At 64.3% G+C, this 17,163-nt stretch carries 17 protein-coding genes; 6 read left to right on the forward strand and 11 right to left on the reverse strand.

The features are described from left to right. Positions 1-252 precede the first annotated feature (252 nt). The 6 genes from GY791_07650 to ampH all read right to left on the reverse strand — a co-directional run bounded on the left by GY791_07650 (position 253) and on the right by ampH (position 5,892). A complete protein-coding gene (locus GY791_07650) occupies positions 253-1,686 on the reverse strand; it encodes a glutamine synthetase (protein ID MCP4328294.1) in 1,434 nt (477 codons plus the stop codon). A 56-nt stretch (positions 1,687-1,742) separates the two neighbouring features. Continuing rightward, positions 1,743-2,144, reverse strand: a complete 402-nt coding sequence (locus tag GY791_07655; GenBank protein MCP4328295.1) for a cupin domain-containing protein — start codon at positions 2,142-2,144, stop codon at positions 1,743-1,745. A gap of 12 nt (positions 2,145-2,156) precedes the next feature. Then, positions 2,157-2,588 (reverse strand): lactoylglutathione lyase, encoded by a 432-nt coding sequence (gene gloA, locus GY791_07660; protein MCP4328296.1) that lies wholly within the window; start codon positions 2,586-2,588, stop codon positions 2,157-2,159. Further along, positions 2,581-3,714: an aromatic ring-hydroxylating dioxygenase subunit alpha gene (locus GY791_07665; GenBank protein MCP4328297.1), complete on the reverse strand. Its 1,134-nt coding sequence runs from the start codon at positions 3,712-3,714 to the stop codon at positions 2,581-2,583. Before GY791_07665 ends, gloA begins: the two co-directional genes overlap by 8 nt. After that, complete coding sequence (locus GY791_07670; protein ID MCP4328298.1) at positions 3,707-4,360, reverse strand: Lrp/AsnC family transcriptional regulator; 654 nt, start codon at positions 4,358-4,360, stop codon at positions 3,707-3,709. Before GY791_07670 ends, GY791_07665 begins: the two co-directional genes overlap by 8 nt. A gap of 359 nt (positions 4,361-4,719) precedes the next feature. Next, complete coding sequence (gene ampH, locus GY791_07675) at positions 4,720-5,892, reverse strand: D-alanyl-D-alanine-carboxypeptidase/endopeptidase AmpH (GenBank protein ID MCP4328299.1); 1,173 nt, start codon at positions 5,890-5,892, stop codon at positions 4,720-4,722. 245 nt (positions 5,893-6,137) lie between these two features. Between ampH and GY791_07680 the strand changes: the two genes are divergently transcribed. After that, positions 6,138-6,785, forward strand: a complete 648-nt coding sequence (locus GY791_07680) for an NAAT family transporter (GenBank protein MCP4328300.1) — start codon at positions 6,138-6,140, stop codon at positions 6,783-6,785. Positions 6,786-6,828: 43 nt separating this feature from the next. Here the strand turns inward: GY791_07680 and GY791_07685 are convergent, their stop codons facing one another. Then, positions 6,829-7,512 carry a YggS family pyridoxal phosphate-dependent enzyme gene (locus GY791_07685; GenBank protein ID MCP4328301.1) on the reverse strand — a complete coding sequence of 228 codons (684 nt, stop codon included), beginning with the start codon at positions 7,510-7,512 and terminating at the stop codon, positions 6,829-6,831. 26 nt (positions 7,513-7,538) lie between these two features. After that, entirely contained in the window at positions 7,539-9,392 is a 1,854-nt protein-coding gene (gene cysC, locus GY791_07690; protein MCP4328302.1) for an adenylyl-sulfate kinase, read from the reverse strand. 225 nt (positions 9,393-9,617) lie between these two features. Here cysC and GY791_07695 point away from each other — a divergent pair, with 225 nt between their 5' ends. The 5 genes from GY791_07695 to GY791_07715 all read left to right on the forward strand — a co-directional run bounded on the left by GY791_07695 (position 9,618) and on the right by GY791_07715 (position 14,711). After that, the gene (locus GY791_07695; protein MCP4328303.1) at positions 9,618-10,130 is read left to right on the forward strand and encodes a DUF3576 domain-containing protein; all 513 of its coding nucleotides are present in this window, start codon (positions 9,618-9,620) and stop codon (positions 10,128-10,130) included. Between the two features lie 93 nt (positions 10,131-10,223). After that, positions 10,224-12,815, forward strand: coding sequence for a leucine--tRNA ligase (locus tag GY791_07700; protein MCP4328304.1), 2,592 nt, complete (start codon positions 10,224-10,226; stop codon positions 12,813-12,815). Next, positions 12,802-13,302 carry a hypothetical protein gene (locus tag GY791_07705; GenBank protein ID MCP4328305.1) on the forward strand — a complete coding sequence of 167 codons (501 nt, stop codon included), beginning with the start codon at positions 12,802-12,804 and terminating at the stop codon, positions 13,300-13,302. Before GY791_07700 ends, GY791_07705 begins: the two co-directional genes overlap by 14 nt. Before the next feature lie 6 nt (positions 13,303-13,308). After that, positions 13,309-14,343, forward strand: a complete 1,035-nt coding sequence (locus GY791_07710; protein ID MCP4328306.1) for a DNA polymerase III subunit delta — start codon at positions 13,309-13,311, stop codon at positions 14,341-14,343. After that, positions 14,340-14,711 carry a GNAT family N-acetyltransferase gene (locus GY791_07715; protein ID MCP4328307.1) on the forward strand — a complete coding sequence of 124 codons (372 nt, stop codon included), beginning with the start codon at positions 14,340-14,342 and terminating at the stop codon, positions 14,709-14,711. Before GY791_07710 ends, GY791_07715 begins: the two co-directional genes overlap by 4 nt. A gap of 128 nt (positions 14,712-14,839) precedes the next feature. Here the strand turns inward: GY791_07715 and GY791_07720 are convergent, their stop codons facing one another. The 3 genes from GY791_07720 to rsmG are packed head-to-tail and all read right to left on the reverse strand — an operon-like array spanning position 14,840 to position 17,142. Next, positions 14,840-15,715 carry a ParB/RepB/Spo0J family partition protein gene (locus GY791_07720; GenBank protein MCP4328308.1) on the reverse strand — a complete coding sequence of 292 codons (876 nt, stop codon included), beginning with the start codon at positions 15,713-15,715 and terminating at the stop codon, positions 14,840-14,842. A gap of 1 nt (position 15,716) precedes the next feature. Continuing rightward, positions 15,717-16,553 (reverse strand): ParA family protein, encoded by an 837-nt coding sequence (locus GY791_07725; protein MCP4328309.1) that lies wholly within the window; start codon positions 16,551-16,553, stop codon positions 15,717-15,719. After that, positions 16,537-17,142 (reverse strand): 16S rRNA (guanine(527)-N(7))-methyltransferase RsmG, encoded by a 606-nt coding sequence (gene rsmG / locus GY791_07730; protein MCP4328310.1) that lies wholly within the window; start codon positions 17,140-17,142, stop codon positions 16,537-16,539. Before rsmG ends, GY791_07725 begins: the two co-directional genes overlap by 17 nt. Positions 17,143-17,163: the final 21 nt, after the last annotated feature.

Consider the following 17,163-nt stretch of genomic DNA (forward strand, 5'->3'; position numbering starts at 1 on the left):
AAAGTCGGTGAGATGGGCAGGGCTCGCAATAAAAGAATCGACACGGTGCCACTAGCGAAAAGAAAGAATCGCCCCCGGGTCATTTAGGAATCATTCTTGCTCAAATCCGTGCCGGAAATAGTTTTTCAGCAGCCTGCTAGAGTTCTTTCGACCTATGTCGAATCGGCGCCGGCCCGCTCCTCCACCCATCAATCCAAATCCCAGATTGGGCAATGAATCGTTTCCGGGATGACGCCTGGAAGCCGACGGGATCTAGTACAGCCGCAGGTATTCCTCGACCTCCCAGTCGGTGACCGCCTGGTGGTAACGCTCCCACTCGTCGTTCTTATAGGCGAGGTAGGAACGGCGCATCACCGAACCCATCACCCGCGCGGCTAGATCATCGGCGGCGAGCGCTTCCATCGCCTGCATCAGGTTGCGGGGCAGACGGCGGATGCCGAGTTCCTTGAATTCGTCCGCGGTCATCGCATAAAGGTCGCGGTCGGTCGGCGGCCCTGGCTCGGCCTTTTGTACGATCCCTTCGACGGCGGCCGACAGCGTCATGGCGAGGGCGAGATAGATGTTCATCGTCATGTCGGCGGCGCGGTTCTCGATGCAGAACCGGCTTTGCGGCAGACGGAACTGGGCCGAGCGGTTGTTGTGGCCGTAGGTGATGTTGGTCGGCGCCCAGGTCACCGTGCCGCCCTCGAAGCCGCCGACCCGTGGAACCAGGCCATTGTACGAGTTGACGGTCGGACAGGTGATCGCGGTCAGCGCCTCGGAATGGGCCATCAGCCCGCCGACGGCGTGCCGCGATTCATCAGACCAGCCGCCGTCGCTGGTGAAGATGTTTTGACCCGGCGCGTCGACCGGCTGGAGCGAGAAGTTGATGTGCGCGCCCGAGCGCCAGTCGCCGACCGTCGGCTTGGGCATGAAGGTGATGAACATGTCATGGCTCTTGGCGACTTCCTTGAGCAGCACGCGCAGGAAGACCAGCCGGTCGGCCATCTCCAGGAGGTCGGTGTAGTGGAAATCGAGCTCGAATTGCGAGTAGGCGCCCTCGCAGACGACATCGTGCAGGTTCCAGCCGAGATCCTCGAGGATATCGATCATATCCCTGAGAAAAGGCATCGAATCGATCGAGTACTCGACGTCGTAGCCGAAGGCCTGGCGGCGCGGACGCAGGCCATCCGCCGGGTCGTCGTCGATCGCTTTGACCGGCTTGCCGTTTTCGTCGTAGCGCATGGCGATGAATTCGGGCTCGATGCCGGCAAAACCAAAATAGCCGGCCGCCTGCGCCTCGTGGATGGCGCGTCGCAGCGCCTGGCGCGGGCAGACGTTGTAAGGCGCGCCTTCCCAGAACAGATCGGCGAAGATGACCGCCATCGACGGGTCCCACGGGCAGACATAGACCGCGTCGAGATCCGGGACCATGATCTGATCGGAATCCGCCGGCGTCAATTCGGGCACGAAGGACACCGAATGGACGGCGAATTGGGGTCCCTTGCCGAGACAGAGTTCCTCGAAATCGCTCATCGGGACAGGTTTGGTCTTGGGCAGGCCATGGAGGTCGATCCAACTCGACAGCACGTATTCGACGCCGGCTTTTTTGAGTTGCTCCCGAACCTCGGGTATCCTCGGGCGATTGCGCTCGATCGCTTCCTCGATCGTGTCGTAATAGATCTTGCGGTCGTTGCTTTTGGACATTCGTACTCTCCCCATAATCTATGCTGTGGCCCCTGGGACCCGATATGGCGGCGTGATCAGGCGGGCTTCGGCATGTCTTCGGGATCGATGCCGGGAACGAAGGTGATGCCGGCCTGTTGTTTCCAGTCGTGCGGATAGGCGGCGTAGAAGATGACGCATTTCTCGTCGCACTCGTAGGCGATGTGATTGTCGCGCGGGACGTAGAGAACATCGCCGGGCGAGCAGACGTAGGAGTCGCCGTCGCAGGTCAGGCGAAACGTCCCCTCCATGCAATAGATGATTTCATCGCAGGTCAGATCCCACGGTACCGAAACCTGGTTGAGGAAATTCAGGCCGCCGCACATGGTGTCGCTGACCGCGCTGGTCACGAAGGGCTTGATGTAGCTCTTGCCCGGTTCCAGCGTGTGCAGCCGGTGTTCGATCTCGGAAAATTTGTAGATTTGCGGCTTGTTGCCCATTGCTAGCGTCCTTCAAGGGTTTGTGGTTTTGAGGATGGATTCGTTGAGCTCGACCTTGTAACCGTCGGGATCCTCGCAAAAGGCGATGACCCGGGTGCCGTGCTTCATCGGCCCCGGCGGCCGGGTGATCTTGATGCCCATTGCGGCGAGGTCTTCACAGGCCTTGTAGACGTCGGGCGTCTCGATGCAGATGTGGCCCCAGCCGTCGCCCATGTCGTAGCCCGCTTCCTGGTCCCAGTTGTGGGTCAATTCGAGGGCCGGAAATTCCGCTTCCGGTCCGTAACCGATAAAGGCGTTGGTGAAGCGTCCGTCGGGATAGTCGGTGCGGCGCAGCACATCCATGCCGAGGATTCCGCAGTAGAAGTCGAGCGACTTTTCCAGGTCGCGGACCCGCATCATCGTGTGAGCGAGGCGATAGCCCGCCTTGGCGCCGTCGTCAGTCATGACCGTGTCCTTCGTTTGCGGTGTGGATTTCCGTCGCGCCGGTGGCGACCAGTTCCTGGAAGGCCCGCACGCTGTCTTCCCAATGCGGCGAGAGTACGCCGCCGCTCTCCGCCATCGGTGAGGCGCGGCCGAGTTGCAGCCGCTCGACCATGGCGTGGTCTTCCTTGTGGACGTCCCACCATAGAGTTTTCAGCCCATCGATCTCGGCCGCCGTTCGCTGCTGCCCATCGGTCGTGTAGATGGCGCGCCTCTGCGCCGTCCGTCCCGGCCCCAGCGGGACGTTGACATAAACGCCGATCTGATCCGGGAAGTAGCGCCCGATGACGAAGTTCGGGAACAGGGTGAGGTAGCGGGAACTCACGGCCAGGCTGCCACTTGCTCCGTCTTCCGACGCGAGGTCGACGGCGCTGCCCAAACAAGCCCCATCGACGATGGTGTAGTGGTCCTTCAACGGCTGGCGCGTCGTCTTGGGGTGGACGAACTGGACGTGATAGGGCTCGATGAAGTTCTCCATGATGAATTTCCAGTTCGTCGCGATTTCGCCGAAGTCGAGAACGGCCACCGGTTGCACCATGTCGAAGTCGATGCCGTCGAGGCGACGGAAGAGGGGTGCGGCGTAGTCGTCGAAGGGGGGCGCATTGCCGTCGAGGTTGACGAAGATCCAATCGTGCCACACCGCGACTTCGATCGCCTGAAGTCCATTCTCGGCCGGATCGAAACCCTCGGGCTGGTGCTGGCCGGTGCCGCCGAAATGGGGCGACCGGCGCAATCTGCCGTCGAGGTCGTAGGCCCAGGAGTGGTAGGGGCAGACGATCAGGTTGCCGACATGCTTGGGCTGGTCGACGAGCTTCAGGCAGCGGTGCCGGCACACATTGTGAAACGCGGCGATGTCGCCGCTCTTGTTGCGGATGAGCAGCACCGGCCGGCCGGCCACCGTCACCGGTACCGCGTCGCCGGGCGCGTCAAGCTCATGGGCGAAGCCGACGCAAACCCAATTGTTTGCCAGTACGGTTTCGCATTCGATCCGCCAGAACGCCTCGTCGACGTAGGCCGCGGCGGGCAGGCCGCGCGCCGGACTATCGGTCTTGGCGCGCCAATCCCGCAGGGGCGTGATGACGTCAGCCATCTCCACCTTCCCAATCGCGCTTGAGCAGGTACTGGTTCTTGAAGTTCTTGAGGCCGAGCATGACCTCGGCTTCGACGATGTCGGTGGCCGAGTGGATCCGGGTTTCGAGGAAGGTCAGGAAGCTCTCGGGATCGTCGCTGACGACCTCGACCAGCAGGTCGTATTTGCCCGCGACCCAAAGCACGTAGACGACCTGGTGATCGGCACTCAGACGATTAGCCACCGATTCCGCGGTATGGCCGGGCGCAACCCGGATACCGATCATGGCATCCGACTGGTACTCGACCACCACCGGATCGGCGATGGCGACGATCCGCAGCATGCCCGCCGCCTTCATCGCGTTGACGCGGTTGCGAATGGTGCCTTCCGACACGTCGAGCTTATGCGCGATTTCCGAGAACGGCATACGCCCGTCTTTTTCGAGCATCGCGATGATCGATCGGTTGAGCCCGTCTTCCGGCGATCTGATGCCGTTTTGCTGGGTCGTGCGATCGACGTCCTTTTTGGGTTCGGCGGGCTTCACGCGGGCCTCCTCGCACCTTCGGCAGATAAATGACGATCTGTTTTTCGAAATATCAGAGTCAATTATTACGATATCAGCCGAAATTTGCGCACAGAACTCGGAATTTCGCAACAGATTTTTCATATTCTATGAGAATATCGTATTTGCATCACCCGCAGTTGCGGATCCGGTATCGGCGCTCGGGTGTGATCGGCTCACGTCGCGACGAAGTGAGCCGTCAATCACACCGATCGCTGCCGCCGGCGTCGCCAACCGGACCGCGGTGATCCAGGGCTCTCCGCCGCTCGCAGACCTGCGCCCGCCGCCCGTGATCCCAGCGGCAAACGATCCGCTCCTTGTCCGACTAAATGGCAGTGGCGCGCGCCTCGCAGATCGACGCGACGTCGGTTTTGCGGGCGCTAACCGGGTTGGTTCGGGCAACCTGTCCGGCTGTTGCCGGGCACAACGGGCCGGCGCCCGAGGATCACTCGAGAACCAACGACCTACCGCGGCGCGAGGACGGCGATCAGGTCGTTGGCGAGCGCGGCCATGTTGATGGCGGCGCCGAAGTCGAATTGATTGATCGCGATAAAGACCGCGACGCCGCGGGTCGGCGCGAACGCGAGATAGCTGAACGTGCCCTGGAGCCCGCCCGCCTTCTGCAGGATGAGCGGGCGATCGCCGTCCGGCATCATCACCACCCAGGCCAGGCCCACCGCATCCATGTGACCGGATTCATCCATGCCGGACACGGTGGCGAGACCGTCGCGCTGGAGATAGGCCGCATGGTCGAGCAGGCGCGCCTCGGCGCCGGCGGCGGCGAACCGGTCGAGATGCCATTTCATCCAGCGCAGCAGATCGTTCGGGGTCGAATAGAGGCCGCCCGAGCCGACGATGGCCGGCGCCGTCGGTACATCGGGCATCGGCGAGCCGTCGAACCAGTGGCCTTGCATCATGTTCGCCTTCTGCGCGGCGGTCGGCGAAAACGTCGTATCGCGCATGCCCAGCGGCTCGGTGATTCGCTCCGCCAGGAGTGCCGCGTAGGGCTGCTCGGCAGCGCTGGCGAGAGCGGCGGCAAGCAGATCGAAGCCGAAGTTGGAATAGAGCACCGCCGAGCCTGGCTTGAAGAGCAGCTCGTTGCCGGCGAGCCATGCGGCGAAGGCTTCCATCGTGATCGGCCGAAAGGGATCGTCCTTGGGGCCGGGCTGGTGCGGGACTTCACGCGGCAGGCCGGCGGAATGGGTGGCGAGATCGATCAGGCGGACAGCGCGGCCGTCGACCGCCGGCGGGGTTCCCCCGAGATCAAGATGGGCGGCCAGCGGATCGGTGAAGCCGACGACACCGTCGGCCGCCAGATGGGCAAGCACCTCGCCGGTGAAGGCCTTGGTAATCGAGCCGATTCGCAACAACGTTTGCCCGTTCGGTTCCGTGCCGGAATCGGTTGCAGTCTCGCCGAAACCGAACACCGCCGTCTCGTCACCACGGACCGCCCCAATGACGACGCCGGGTACGCCGGCCTCGAAGAACTCGACCACGCCGGTAAACTCGACGATCTCGTCGAGGAGCGGGTCGGCCGCGGCCGCGGGAGTGACGCTGGCACACATCGCTAGCGACGCCATCAGCGTCCCGCACCGACGAATGAGGCGAGGGCACAGTTGGGGGAATCGCAGTTTCATCGGTCGGACCTCCGCTGAAAGAAACGCCCGGGGTTCGGCATGAAACCAGCCATCACCGCTCGACCGCAGCACCCCGGGTGGGTTGTGTCATTTTACCCCGATTGAGCGGCGGGTGCCATTTGACCGAACGCTCACCGGCCGACGGCACTTGCAGGAGCGAAAGCCGGTCGCATAGGATGGCCGATTGGGCGGGCTGATGCCGCTTCCGGTGAAGCTGCGGTCCAGGCCAATACTCCGACGGGGACATGTTCAGCAACGACCTCTTTCTCGATGTATTCGTCGCGCTGTTCGCTCTGTTGAATCCGTTGTTCGCCATTCCGGTCTTCCTCGGCCTGACCGGCGGCTACGATGCCCGGGCGCGCCAGCGAACGGCGGCAATCGCGGCGCTGACCACGTTCATCGCGTTGATCGTCGCGGCGCTGATCGGCGATCACATCCTGCTGCTGATCGGCGTCCATGTGCCGTCGTTCCAGATCGCCGGCGGACTGATCGTGCTGACCATCGCGCTCGGCATGCTGAAGGGCGAGGGCGAGGAGGATGCGGACGCGAAAGAGGCGGCGAAAGAAAAGGAGGCGACGCCGGGCAAGAGTATCGCGGTCTACCCCCTCGCCATACCGCTGTTGGCCGGTCCCGGCGTTTTCGTGACCACGATCGTGTTCAGCAGCCGCGCCGAATCGGTGGCCGACTTCGTGACGCTCACCATCACGATCGCCGCGATTGTCGCGATCCTATGGCTGTCCATGGCCTTCGCCGGCACGGCGGCCCGGTTTCTCAACAAGACCGCGATCAACATCGGCACCAAGGTTCTGGGCATTCTGCTCGCCGCGGTCTCGGTGGAGATGATCATCGCCGGGATCGACGCCCATTTTCTGCCACTGTTTGCGGCCGGTTAGAGCGGTCTATTCCGAGCGCCGCGAATCGCGGCGTCGATCTAACTCAAGGCCGGGGGTCGCGCGGCCCGAAGATCGCCGTGCCGACGCGGACCAGGGTGGCGCCGAAGGCGATCGCGGTGTCGAAATCGGCGCTCATGCCCATGCTGAGCTCCGCCAGATCGTTGCGCTCGGCGATCTGCGCCAGCAGGGCGAAATGGAGCGATGGCTCCTCGTCGAGCGGCGGGATGCACATCAAGCCGGTAACCGGCAGCTCCAGTTGGTCCCGGCAAAAACCGACAAAGTCGTCGGCGTCGCCGGGTGACACACCCGCTTTCTGCGGCTCCTCGCCGGTGTTGACCTGGACCAGACAGCGCACCGCACGGCCGCTGGCGGTGATCTCCGCGGCGACGCGGCGCGCAACTTTCTCCCGGTCGATGGTTTCGATGACGTCGAACAGGGCGACCGCTTCCTTGACCTTGTTGCTTTGCAGGGGGCCGATCAGGTGGAGGCGCAAATCCGGATATCGGGGACGCAGCGGGGGCCATTTTTCGGCCGCTTCCTGGACCCGATTCTCACCAAAAACCCGTTGCCCGGCGGCCAGCGCGAGGCCCATCACGTCGGCCGAAAAAGTCTTACCGACGGCGACCAGCGTGACCGCGGCGGGGTCGCGACCGGCGGCGCGGGCGGCGTCCGTGATCCGTGTCGTGACGCCGCTCAGATTGGCCGCCAAGTCGGCTTGGCTGATCATCTCGCTAATGGCCGGCGGCGCGGCATTCAGGCCGGCGTGATCTCGAAGTGCCGGGCGACATGGCGCAGCACCACGTCGACGCATTCGTCGATCGACAGATCGGACGTATCGACGATCAAGTCCGCGCTCTCGGGCTCTTCGTAAGGCGCCGATATGCCGGTGAATTCGTCGATTTCGCCGCTTCGGGCCTTCTTGTAGAGGCCTTTCGGATCGCGGTTTTCGCAGGTCACGAGGTCGGCCTTGATGTAGATCTCGTGGAAGCCCTCGCCGGCGGCGGTGCGTGCGCGCTCGCGGTCCGACCGGTAGGGTGAAATGAAGGCGGTGATGACGATCAATCCGGCATCCGCCATCAGCGCCGCCACCTCGCCGACCCGGCGGATGTTCTCGGCGCGGTCGTCGGGCGAAAAGCCGAGATTGGCGTTGAGGCCGCGGCGCACGTTGTCGCCGTCGAGGACATAGGCGTGATAGCCTTTGCGGAACAGCCGCTGCTCGATCTCGACCGCCAGCGTCGATTTGCCCGCTCCGGATAGGCCGGTAAACCACAACACCCCGCCATGGTGCGCGTTGCGCGTCGCGCGCATCTCGCCGGAGACCCGGTTCTCGACGGCGGTGATGTTGGTCGACTTGATGGTCACCGACGCGCGCTGGTTGGGATAGCCTTCCATGTTGACGATGCCGCCGCCGGCGACGTCGTAGCCGTCGACCAGCACGAATCGCCCGGTGCGCGGATTATCGGCGAACGGATCGAGCGCCAGCATGGCCCGGCTGCGCAGGGTGACCTCGGCAACCGCGTTGCGGTCGACGCGGTCCGCCGCGCGCTCGGACAGATCGCCGGTATCGATGACGTGCTCGATTTTCTGGATCCGCACCGACGATTCGGTGGTCCCCAGTTTCATCATATAGGTCTGGTCTTCGGTCAACGGCCGGTGGCCGAGCCAGAACAGCCGGGCGCGGAAGACGTTGGTCTCGGTCGGCAGGGCGTCGAGATGGCTCACCAATTCGCCGCGCTCGACGAAGATCTGGTCCTCGAGCGTGAACCCGATCGACTGCCCCGCCTCGGCGGAGGTCGGCGCCGGTGACGCTCCCCAGGCTTCGATCGATTTGACGCGCCCGGCCTTGTTGGAGGGTGAAAACATGATCTCGTCGCCGACCTCGACGCGGCCGCTCTCGAGGCGTCCGGCAATAATACGGCGATTGTCGAACCGGTAGACGTCCTGGACCGACAGCCGCAGCGGCTGTCCGGACGCCGGGAGGGGGGCCTGGAACTGGCTCAGCGCGTCGGCCAGGCTCGGCCCGTCGTACCACGGCATCCGCGTCGATGGTGCCGCTATGTTGTCGCCGTCCCGTGCCGAAACCGGAATCAGGAAGGAGGGCGTGACGCCGATCTGACCGAGATAACCGCGAAATTCCCGCTCGATCGCGGCGAAGGCGTCGGCCGAATAGTCGACCAGATCCATCTTGTTGACCGCGACCGCGACCTGGGAAACGCCGAGCAGGTGCAGCAGATAGCCGTGACGCCGCGATTGCTCGCGAACGCCCTCGGCGGCATCGATGATGAGCAGGGCGGCGTCGCTGCTGGCCGCGCCGGTGATCATGTTCTTGAGGAATTCGTGGTGGCCCGGCGCGTCGATGAGGACAAACCCGCGCGCGCCAATGCGGAACCGGATGTGGCTGACGTCGACGGTGACGCCTTGATCGCGCTCGACCTGCAAGGCGTCGGTCACGAAGGCCCACTCGAACGACATGCCGCGCCGTGCGCACATATCGGCGACTGCTTCGACTTTGCCCTCGGGAAGATTGCCGGTTTCGTGCAGCAGGCGGCCGACGACCGTCGACTTGCCGTGATCGACATGACCAACGATGGCGACGCGCAGCGGCATCGCAACCGCGCCCGCGATCGAAAAATCTGTACTAAGGTTGCTCATGGCGCCAGCGTTTAGCAGATGATGTTCGCCCGCAAAAGCATTGATTGCAAATCAAGCCCCGGTCACAGAAATGATCGTTCAAGCCTTTGCCGTATTGCCGTAATGTCCGCCTCCCCTCTATAGTGTGGCGCGTTTTGCCCTGGGGGCGGGCGTTTTCTGTCATAGGGAGACTGAGTGCCAATGGGATGGAATTTGACCGAATGGCGCGCCGCCGGCCGCATTGCGGCGGTGGTGTTCTCGGTGTTGCTGACGGCGGCCTGCAGCGGCGATTCGAAAGACGAAAAGGAAGTCAAAGTCGCGCCGACGGGCCACAACGTCTCGATTCCCGCGCCCCGCGCGCTGACCAGTTTCGGCGCCGATTCTCAGGGCATCGGCGTCAACACCTTTCTCTGGCGCGGCGCTTTGGAGACTGTTTCCTTTATGCCGTTGTCGAGCGCCGACCCTTATGGCGGCGTGATCATCACCGATTGGTATGCCCCTCCCGAGACGCCGAGCGAGCGGTTCAAGATCAACATCTATGTGCGCGGCAAGGAACTCCGTTCCGACGGCGTGAAGGCGGTGGTGTTTCGCCAGAAGCTCGATCCCACCGAACTGTGGATCGATGACATCGTCGACCCGCAGACAGCGGTCGATCTCGAGAACGCCATCCTGGCGCAGGCCCGCCGGATCAGACTGCAGGAACTCGACGAATAGGCCGCGCCGCGGCCCGTCGTAACCAGGCCGTGATGGTGTCCGCGTCCTCACTTTTCGTCGCGAAGATAGAAGCCAGCGCGCCGTGAGCAGCTCATGAGCCGGTACAATTTCAAGGAAACCGAAGCCAAATGGCAGGCCGCCTGGGAAGCGGTCGGGTGTTTCGCCGTCGACGAGGATCCGTCGAAGCCGAAATACTACGTCCTCGAAATGTTTCCGTACCCATCCGGTCGCATCCACATGGGGCATGTCCGGAATTACACCTTGGGCGACGTCTTGGCGCGCTATAAACGAGCGCGCGGATTCAACGTGCTGCACCCGATGGGCTGGGACGCCTTCGGCATGCCGGCGGAGAACGCCGCCATCGAGGCCAAGATCCATCCGGCGACCTGGACCTATGACAACATCGACAACATGCGGACCCAGCTTCGCAGCATGGGCTTGTCCTATGATTGGTCACGCGAGATCGCGACCTGTTCGCCGGACTACTACAAGCATGAACAGCAGATGTTCCTCGATTTTCTCGTCGCGGGCATCGCCCATCGCCGCGAATCCTGGGTCAATTGGGATCCCGTCGATCAGACCGTTCTGGCCAACGAACAGGTCATCGACGGCCGCGGCTGGCGCTCCGGTGCCGAGGTCGAGCGCCGCAAGCTGGCGCAATGGTTCCTGCGCATCACCGATTTCAGCGACGACCTGCTAAACGCGCTGCAGGACCTCGACCGGTGGCCGGAGCGGGTTCGGCTGATGCAGGAGAATTGGATCGGCCGCTCGCAAGGCGCCTATATCAACTTTCGGCTTCGCGACAGCACCACCGGCGCCGAGCTCGACAACCGTCTCGAGGTGTTCACGACCCGTCACGACACCCTGTTCGGCATGTCGTTTTGCGCGCTGTCTCCCCATCATCCGCTGGCCGCGGAGATCGCCGCGCGCGACCTCGACGCCGCCGCGTTCATCCACGAATGCGACCGTCTGGGTACCAGCGAGGAGGCGATCGAGACCGCCGAGAAGAAAGGATACGACACCGGGCTCACCGCCGATCACCCGTTCGTGCCGGGGCGTTCGGTGCCGGTCTATATCGCCAATTTCGTGCTCATGGACTACGGCACCGGCGCCATTTTCGGCAGCGCCGGCCACGACCAACGCGACCTCGATTTCGCGCGCAAATACGGGCTCGACGTCTTGCCGGTGGTGGCCCCCGAAGGCGTCGACGCGGCCGACTTCACCGTCGAAGACGAAGCCTACCTCGGCACCGGCGTCCTGATCAATTCGGACTTCCTCGACGGTCTCGATATCGAAGGCGCCAAGGAGATGGTCGCCGAACGGCTGGAGCAGTCCGGCCACGGCCGCGCCGCCACCATTTACCGATTGCGGGACTGGGGCGTATCGCGGCAGCGCTATTGGGGCTGCCCGGTACCGGTCATCCACTGCATCGATTGCGGGATCGTGCCGGTACCGAGCGGCGATTTGCCGGTCGAATTGCCCGAGGACGTCGATTTCAGCCGGCCCGGCAATTCGCTCGACCACCACCCGACGTGGAAGCACGTCGACTGCCCCGGATGCGGTAAACCGGCGATGCGCGATACCGACACGTTCGATACTTTTTTCGAATCGTCATGGTATTTCGCCCGCTTCTGCTCACCCCATGCCGAAGGCGCCTTCGACCGCGCCGCGGTCGATTACTGGTTGCCGGTCGATCAGTATATCGGCGGCATCGAGCACGCGATCCTGCACCTGCTCTATTCCCGCTTCTTCGTCCGCGCACTGAGCCGCTGCGGCTATATGGATCTCGACGAGCCGTTCGCCGGCCTGATGACCCAGGGTATGGTGTGTCACGAAACCTACCGGGTCGACCGCAATTGGCTGTTGCCGTCGCAGGTCGAGCGGAACGATACGGGCCTTTGGGTCACCGTCGAGGACGGCGCGCCGGTGACCGTCGGCCGGTCCGAGAAAATGAGCAAATCGCGCAAGAACGTGGTCGACCCGGAGAACATTATCGCCACCTACGGCGCCGATACCGCGCGCCTGTTCATGTTGTCCGACAGCCCGCCGAAACGCGACCTCGACTGGACTGATTCCGGCATCGAAGGCGCCTGGCGTTACGTCAACCGGCTTTACCGACTGATCGCCGGTGGTGAAGTCGCCATCGCCGGTGTCGATGTACCGCGTCCAGCGTCGTTCGAGGAAAGCGATGCCGAACCCGCTTTTCGCCTGCTCAAGGCGATTCATCGCACGATCGCGGGCGTCTCCGACGATCTCGAGCGATTCCACTACAATCGCGCGGTGGCGCGGGTCCGCGAGCTGTCGAATGCGGTCGCCGAATTTGCCGGCGACGACGAAGCCGCGCTGTGGATGCGCCGGCTCGGCCTCGAAACGGTGGTCCGCCTGGTCTCGCCGATGATGCCGCACCTCGCCGAAGAGCTGTGGCGTGCGCTCGGCCGCAACGGGCTGCTGGTCGACGCCCCGTGGCCCGAGGCCGATGCGGCGCTGCTGGTCGACGGAACCGTGACCGTCGCGGTCCAGGTCAATGGCAAGAAACGCGCCGAGATGGAGATCGCCCGCGGCGCCGCCAACGACGACGCCGAAACGGCGGCGTTGGCGCTGGAAGGGGTGCAACGCCATATCGAGGGCCGCCAGGTGCGCAAAGTGATCGTGGTTCCGGATCGGATCATCAATGTCGTGGTTTAGAGCCTTCGTCCTGGCATGCTGCCTCGCCGCCCTCGCCGCCTGCGGCTTTCGTCCGCTGCACGCGACCTACAGGGACGGCGCCGTCAACGATGATTTGGCGACGATCTATGTCGCCTCGATTGCCGACCGGGTCGGCCAGCAGGTGCGCAACGAGCTGGTCGACCTGTTGAACCCCAAGGGCGTCCCGGCGAACAACATCTACCGGCTGGAAGTCCAGCTCAGCGCGACCAGCCCGCCGTCCGTATTGTCCAGCGACGAACTCGCTTCGCGCCGCAACTACCGGCTCAACGCCCACTATCAGCTGACCTCGGCCGACGGCAAAAGCTCCTTCCTGTCGCGCCGCTATCTCGCGGTGACCAGTTTCGACATCGTCAGCTCGGAGTTCGCCACCTTGGCGGCCAACGACTATGCCCAGGAGCTTGCGGCCAAGCAGGTCGCCGAAGAAATCGCGACTCAGCTGACGCTGTATTTCACCTCCAAACGCTAGGGCGCGATGAAGATCGCGCCGCGTCAGATTCGAGCGTTCCTGTCCGCGCCGGATCCCGCCGTTCGCGCGGTATTGGTCTATGGCCCCGACGGTGGCCTGGTCCGCGAGCGCGCGGCGACCCTGGCCGCGACGGTGGTTCCCGACCTTGCCGATCCGTTTCGCATCGCCACCCTGACCGCCGCCGAACTCAAGACCGATCCGGCACGGCTCCACGACGAGGCGGCGGCGGTCTCGATGACCGGCGGGCGGCGCGTGGTTCGGGTGCGATCGGACGGCGACACGCCGCCGCCGACGCCGTTCGCGGCGCTGCTCGACGATGCAACGGCCGAGGCGTTGGTGGTGATCGAGGCCGGCGACCTGCCGCCGCGGGCACCGCTGCGCAAACTGTTCGAGGCCGCCAAGACCGGCGCCGCGCTGCCCTGCTACAGCGACGACGGCGAGACGCTCGAGGATGTCATTAGCGCCACCTTTTCGGCGGCCGGCATGACCGTCACCGGCGATGCACGTAATTTCCTCTGCGAGCACCTCGGCGGCGACCGCATGGTGACGCGCGGCGAATTGGAAAAAATCGTGCTCTACATGGGCGGCAGCGGTGAGGTCGACCTCACCGACGTCGAGGCGTGCATTGGCGACAGTTCGACGCATTCGACGGAATCCGCCGCCCTCGCCGCGGCGGAAGGCGATTTCCGCAACTTGGACCGCGCCTTGGCCCGGCTGAACCAGGAGGGTCAGTCACCGGTCGCCACCTTGCGCGGCGCCCAGCGGCATTTTCAGCGCCTCCACCTCGCCGCCGCCTTGGTCGCCGAGGGCCGGAGCGCCGAGCAGGCGATCGGCGCCTTGCGGCCGCCGCCGTTCTTCAAGGTGCGCGGCCGCCTCATTCACCAGCTCAGGTTGTGGACCCGTCCCCGCCTCGCCCACGCCCTCGACGTCCTGGTCGACGCCGAGGCGGCGTGCAAGCGAACCGGCATGCCGGCGGAGGCGATCTGCGGCCGCGCCCTGCTGATGCTGGCCAACGCGGCGCAGCGCGCACGACGCCGTTGACCCGGCAGCGACCGGTCCGGCTGTGCGGCCACCGACCCGGCGCGCTCGGCTGGGTGGTGGGTATCCACGGCACCTACTATGCCGAGGCCTGGAACTTCGGGCCCGAATTCGAGGCCAAAGTCGCCGCTGGCATGGGCCGGTTCCTCGCCGAATTCGAGGCCGGGCGCGATGGCTTTTGGCTTGCCCTCGTCGACGACCGAATGGCGGGATCGGTATCCGTCGACCGCAGCAAAGCGGCGACGAGCGGCGCTCATCTGCGCTGGTTCATCGTCGACGATCGCTTTCGCGGGCAGGGCATCGGGCGCCGCCTGCTTGAGGCCGCGATCGGGCTTTGCCGCGACCGCCGGGACGATCGAATCTATCTGTGAACCTTCGCCGGCCTCGACGCCGCCCGCCAAGTTTACGAATCGGCCGGCTTCGAACTCGTCGAGAAGGTCGAGGGGCGGCAGTGGGGCACCACGGTTTTGGAGCAAAAATTCGTTTTGAATTTAAGCACTTAGGCTTGGTGGCCGAGGCGCTTCAAGAGGCCGTCGAGCTGCTCCAGGGTGGCATAGCGAATAACGATCTCGCCCTTGCCGTTGCGATCGTGAACGGCCACGCGCAGGCCCAGCCGCTGCGACAGGTCGCGCTCGAGGGCGACGATGTCGGCCGACTTCGAGCGGCGCGCGCGGCGCGGACGGGACCGCAGCCGTCCAACACGGACCAGCTCTTCGGTCTGGCGGACATTGAGCTGGCCGTTCACCGCCTGATGGGCGAGGTCGACCGGGTCAAGCGCATTGAGCAAGGCGCGGGCATGGCCGACCGTCAGCCGGCCGTCGTCGAGCATCGCCTTGACCGGTTCGGGCAGGCCGAGCAGCCGCATCATGTTGGTGACATGACTGCGGCTCTTGCCGACCACTTTCGACAACGCCTCTTGCGTGTGGTTGAACTCGGACAGCAACCGACGGTAGCCTTGCGCCTCCTCGAGCGGCGACAGGTTCTCGCGCTGGATGTTCTCGACCAGCGCCACTTCGAGCGCGTCGCGGTCGGCGAGATCGCGGACCAAGGCGGGGATCTCGTGAACCCCCGCCCGTTGCGCGGCGCGCCACCGCCGCTCGCCGGCGACGATCTCATAGGCGCCGGCGATATCCGGATGGGGTCGCACAAGGATAGGTTGTAGAACGCCCATCTCCCGGATCGACCCGGCCAGGGCCTCGAGATCCGAGTCGTCGAACCGGTGGCGGGGCTGAAACCGCCCGGCGTGAATCTGGTGGAGCGGCAATTCCTGTGCCGCATGGCCGGCGGCGGCCGATGAATCGTCGCCGGAATCCTCGCCCAAAAGAGCGGCCAGGCCGCGGCCGAGCCCCCGCGATTCAGATTTCTCCGCGCTCATGTCACTCTTCCTTCTCTTGCCGCAGGACTTCCGCCGCCAGCTTCATATAGGCCTGCGATCCCGCGCACCGCCAATCGTAGAGCAGCACCGGCTTGCCGTGACTCGGTGCTTCCGAGACGCGGACGTTGCGTGGAATCATGGTCTCGTAAACCTTGGACCCGAAATAGCCGCGGACGTCGGCCGCCACCTGGTCCGACAGATTGTTGCGTCCGTCATACATGGTCAGCACGACGCCTTGGATCTCGAGCTCGGGGTTGAACGCCTTCTTGATCCGGTTGATGGTGCGAATCAAATGGCTCAGGCCCTCGAGGGCGTAGAACTCGCACTGCAGGGGCACGAGCAGCGAATCGGCGACCGCCAGCGCATTGAGGGTCAGCAGGCCGAGGGCCGGCGGACAGTCGATGAGAACATAATCGTACCCGCCCAATCGTTCGGCGACGGCCTCCTTGAGGCGGAATTCCCGCCGCGGCAACGAGACCAGCTCGAGCTCGGCCCCCGACAGCTCGACCGAGGACGGGATCAATTGCAGGTTCGGCACCAGGCCGTCGACCACAATATCGCTGAAATCCGCCGTTTTCAGGATGAGATCGTAGGATGTCAGCGCCGATTCGTCGAGCGCCATGCCCAAACCGGTGGTGGCGTTGCGTTGCGGATCGAGATCGATCACCAGCACCGACCGGTCGACCGCCGCCAGAGCGGTACCGAGATTGATCGCCGTCGTCGTCTTACCGACACCGCCTTTTTGATTGGCGATGGCGATAATACGAGGACGTTTCTTGATATCGGAATCGAGGGGCGGCGCCGGCGATGGGCTTACGGAATCAGACAGGTTCGACATCACGGACCATGAGGAGGGTCGCCGCCGGATCGGTCCGGCTGGGGTGGCGTTCGACAGCCATATTCCATTTTTCCCGCGCCGCGGTCAATTCATCTTCGCAGCGCCGTCCTTTGGGGAACACGCCGACCGCCGGCGGGGTCAGAAAGGGCGCCGCGAGTTCGAGCAACCGGGCGAGCGGGGCGCAGGCGCGGGCCGTCACCACGTCGACCGGGAACGGGTGCAGGCGCTCGATGCGGCCATGATGAACGGTGACCGGGGCCGCGGTCTGCCGCGCCGCCTCGCGCAGAAAGACGGCCTTACGGCCGTCGCTCTCGACGAGATGGACCTGCGGCACGCCGAGAATCGCCAGCACCAGGCCGGGGAATCCGGCGCCGCTGCCGATATCGAGCACGGATCGGGTCGGCCGCGGGAGGATGTCCAATATCTGAGCGGAATCAAGCATATGGCGACGCCAAACGTCGTCCAGCGAAGGCCCGGCGACGAGGTTGATCCGGCCCTGCCACGCGCTCAGGAGGTCGGCGAACAGCGCCAGCCGCGCCAATGTTTCACGTGAAACACCGGTCTCGGTTTGGAACCCATCGATCGTCAGGGGCGTGGTCACCGTTCGCGG

The organism is Alphaproteobacteria bacterium (genome assembly GCA_024244705.1).
Taxonomy (GTDB): domain Bacteria; phylum Pseudomonadota; class Alphaproteobacteria; order JAAEOK01; family JAAEOK01; genus JAAEOK01.

Excerpts from the sequence above, each read along its gene's own strand:
- GY791_07695 (MCP4328303.1), top strand. The coding sequence starts at position 9,618 with ATGGGATGGAATTTGACCGAATGGCGCGCCGCCGGCCGCATTGCGGCG.
- GY791_07655 (MCP4328295.1), bottom strand. The coding sequence starts at position 2,144 with ATGGGCAACAAGCCGCAAATCTACAAATTTTCCGAGATCGAACACCGG.
- gloA (MCP4328296.1), bottom strand. The coding sequence starts at position 2,588 with ATGACTGACGACGGCGCCAAGGCGGGCTATCGCCTCGCTCACACGATG.
- cysC (MCP4328302.1), bottom strand. The coding sequence starts at position 9,392 with ATGCCGCTGCGCGTCGCCATCGTTGGTCATGTCGATCACGGCAAGTCG.
- GY791_07650 (MCP4328294.1), bottom strand. The coding sequence starts at position 1,686 with ATGTCCAAAAGCAACGACCGCAAGATCTATTACGACACGATCGAGGAA.
- GY791_07700 (MCP4328304.1), top strand. The coding sequence starts at position 10,224 with ATGAGCCGGTACAATTTCAAGGAAACCGAAGCCAAATGGCAGGCCGCC.
- GY791_07720 (MCP4328308.1), bottom strand. The coding sequence starts at position 15,715 with ATGAGCGCGGAGAAATCTGAATCGCGGGGGCTCGGCCGCGGCCTGGCC.
- GY791_07685 (MCP4328301.1), bottom strand. The coding sequence starts at position 7,512 with ATGATCAGCCAAGCCGACTTGGCGGCCAATCTGAGCGGCGTCACGACA.
- GY791_07670 (MCP4328298.1), bottom strand. The coding sequence starts at position 4,360 with ATGAAAAATCTGTTGCGAAATTCCGAGTTCTGTGCGCAAATTTCGGCT.
- GY791_07705 (MCP4328305.1), top strand. The coding sequence starts at position 12,802 with ATGTCGTGGTTTAGAGCCTTCGTCCTGGCATGCTGCCTCGCCGCCCTC.
- GY791_07710 (MCP4328306.1), top strand. The coding sequence starts at position 13,309 with ATGAAGATCGCGCCGCGTCAGATTCGAGCGTTCCTGTCCGCGCCGGAT.
- ampH (MCP4328299.1), bottom strand. The coding sequence starts at position 5,892 with ATGAAACTGCGATTCCCCCAACTGTGCCCTCGCCTCATTCGTCGGTGC.
- GY791_07680 (MCP4328300.1), top strand. The coding sequence starts at position 6,138 with ATGTTCAGCAACGACCTCTTTCTCGATGTATTCGTCGCGCTGTTCGCT.
- GY791_07665 (MCP4328297.1), bottom strand. The coding sequence starts at position 3,714 with ATGGCTGACGTCATCACGCCCCTGCGGGATTGGCGCGCCAAGACCGAT.
- GY791_07725 (MCP4328309.1), bottom strand. The coding sequence starts at position 16,553 with ATGTCGAACCTGTCTGATTCCGTAAGCCCATCGCCGGCGCCGCCCCTC.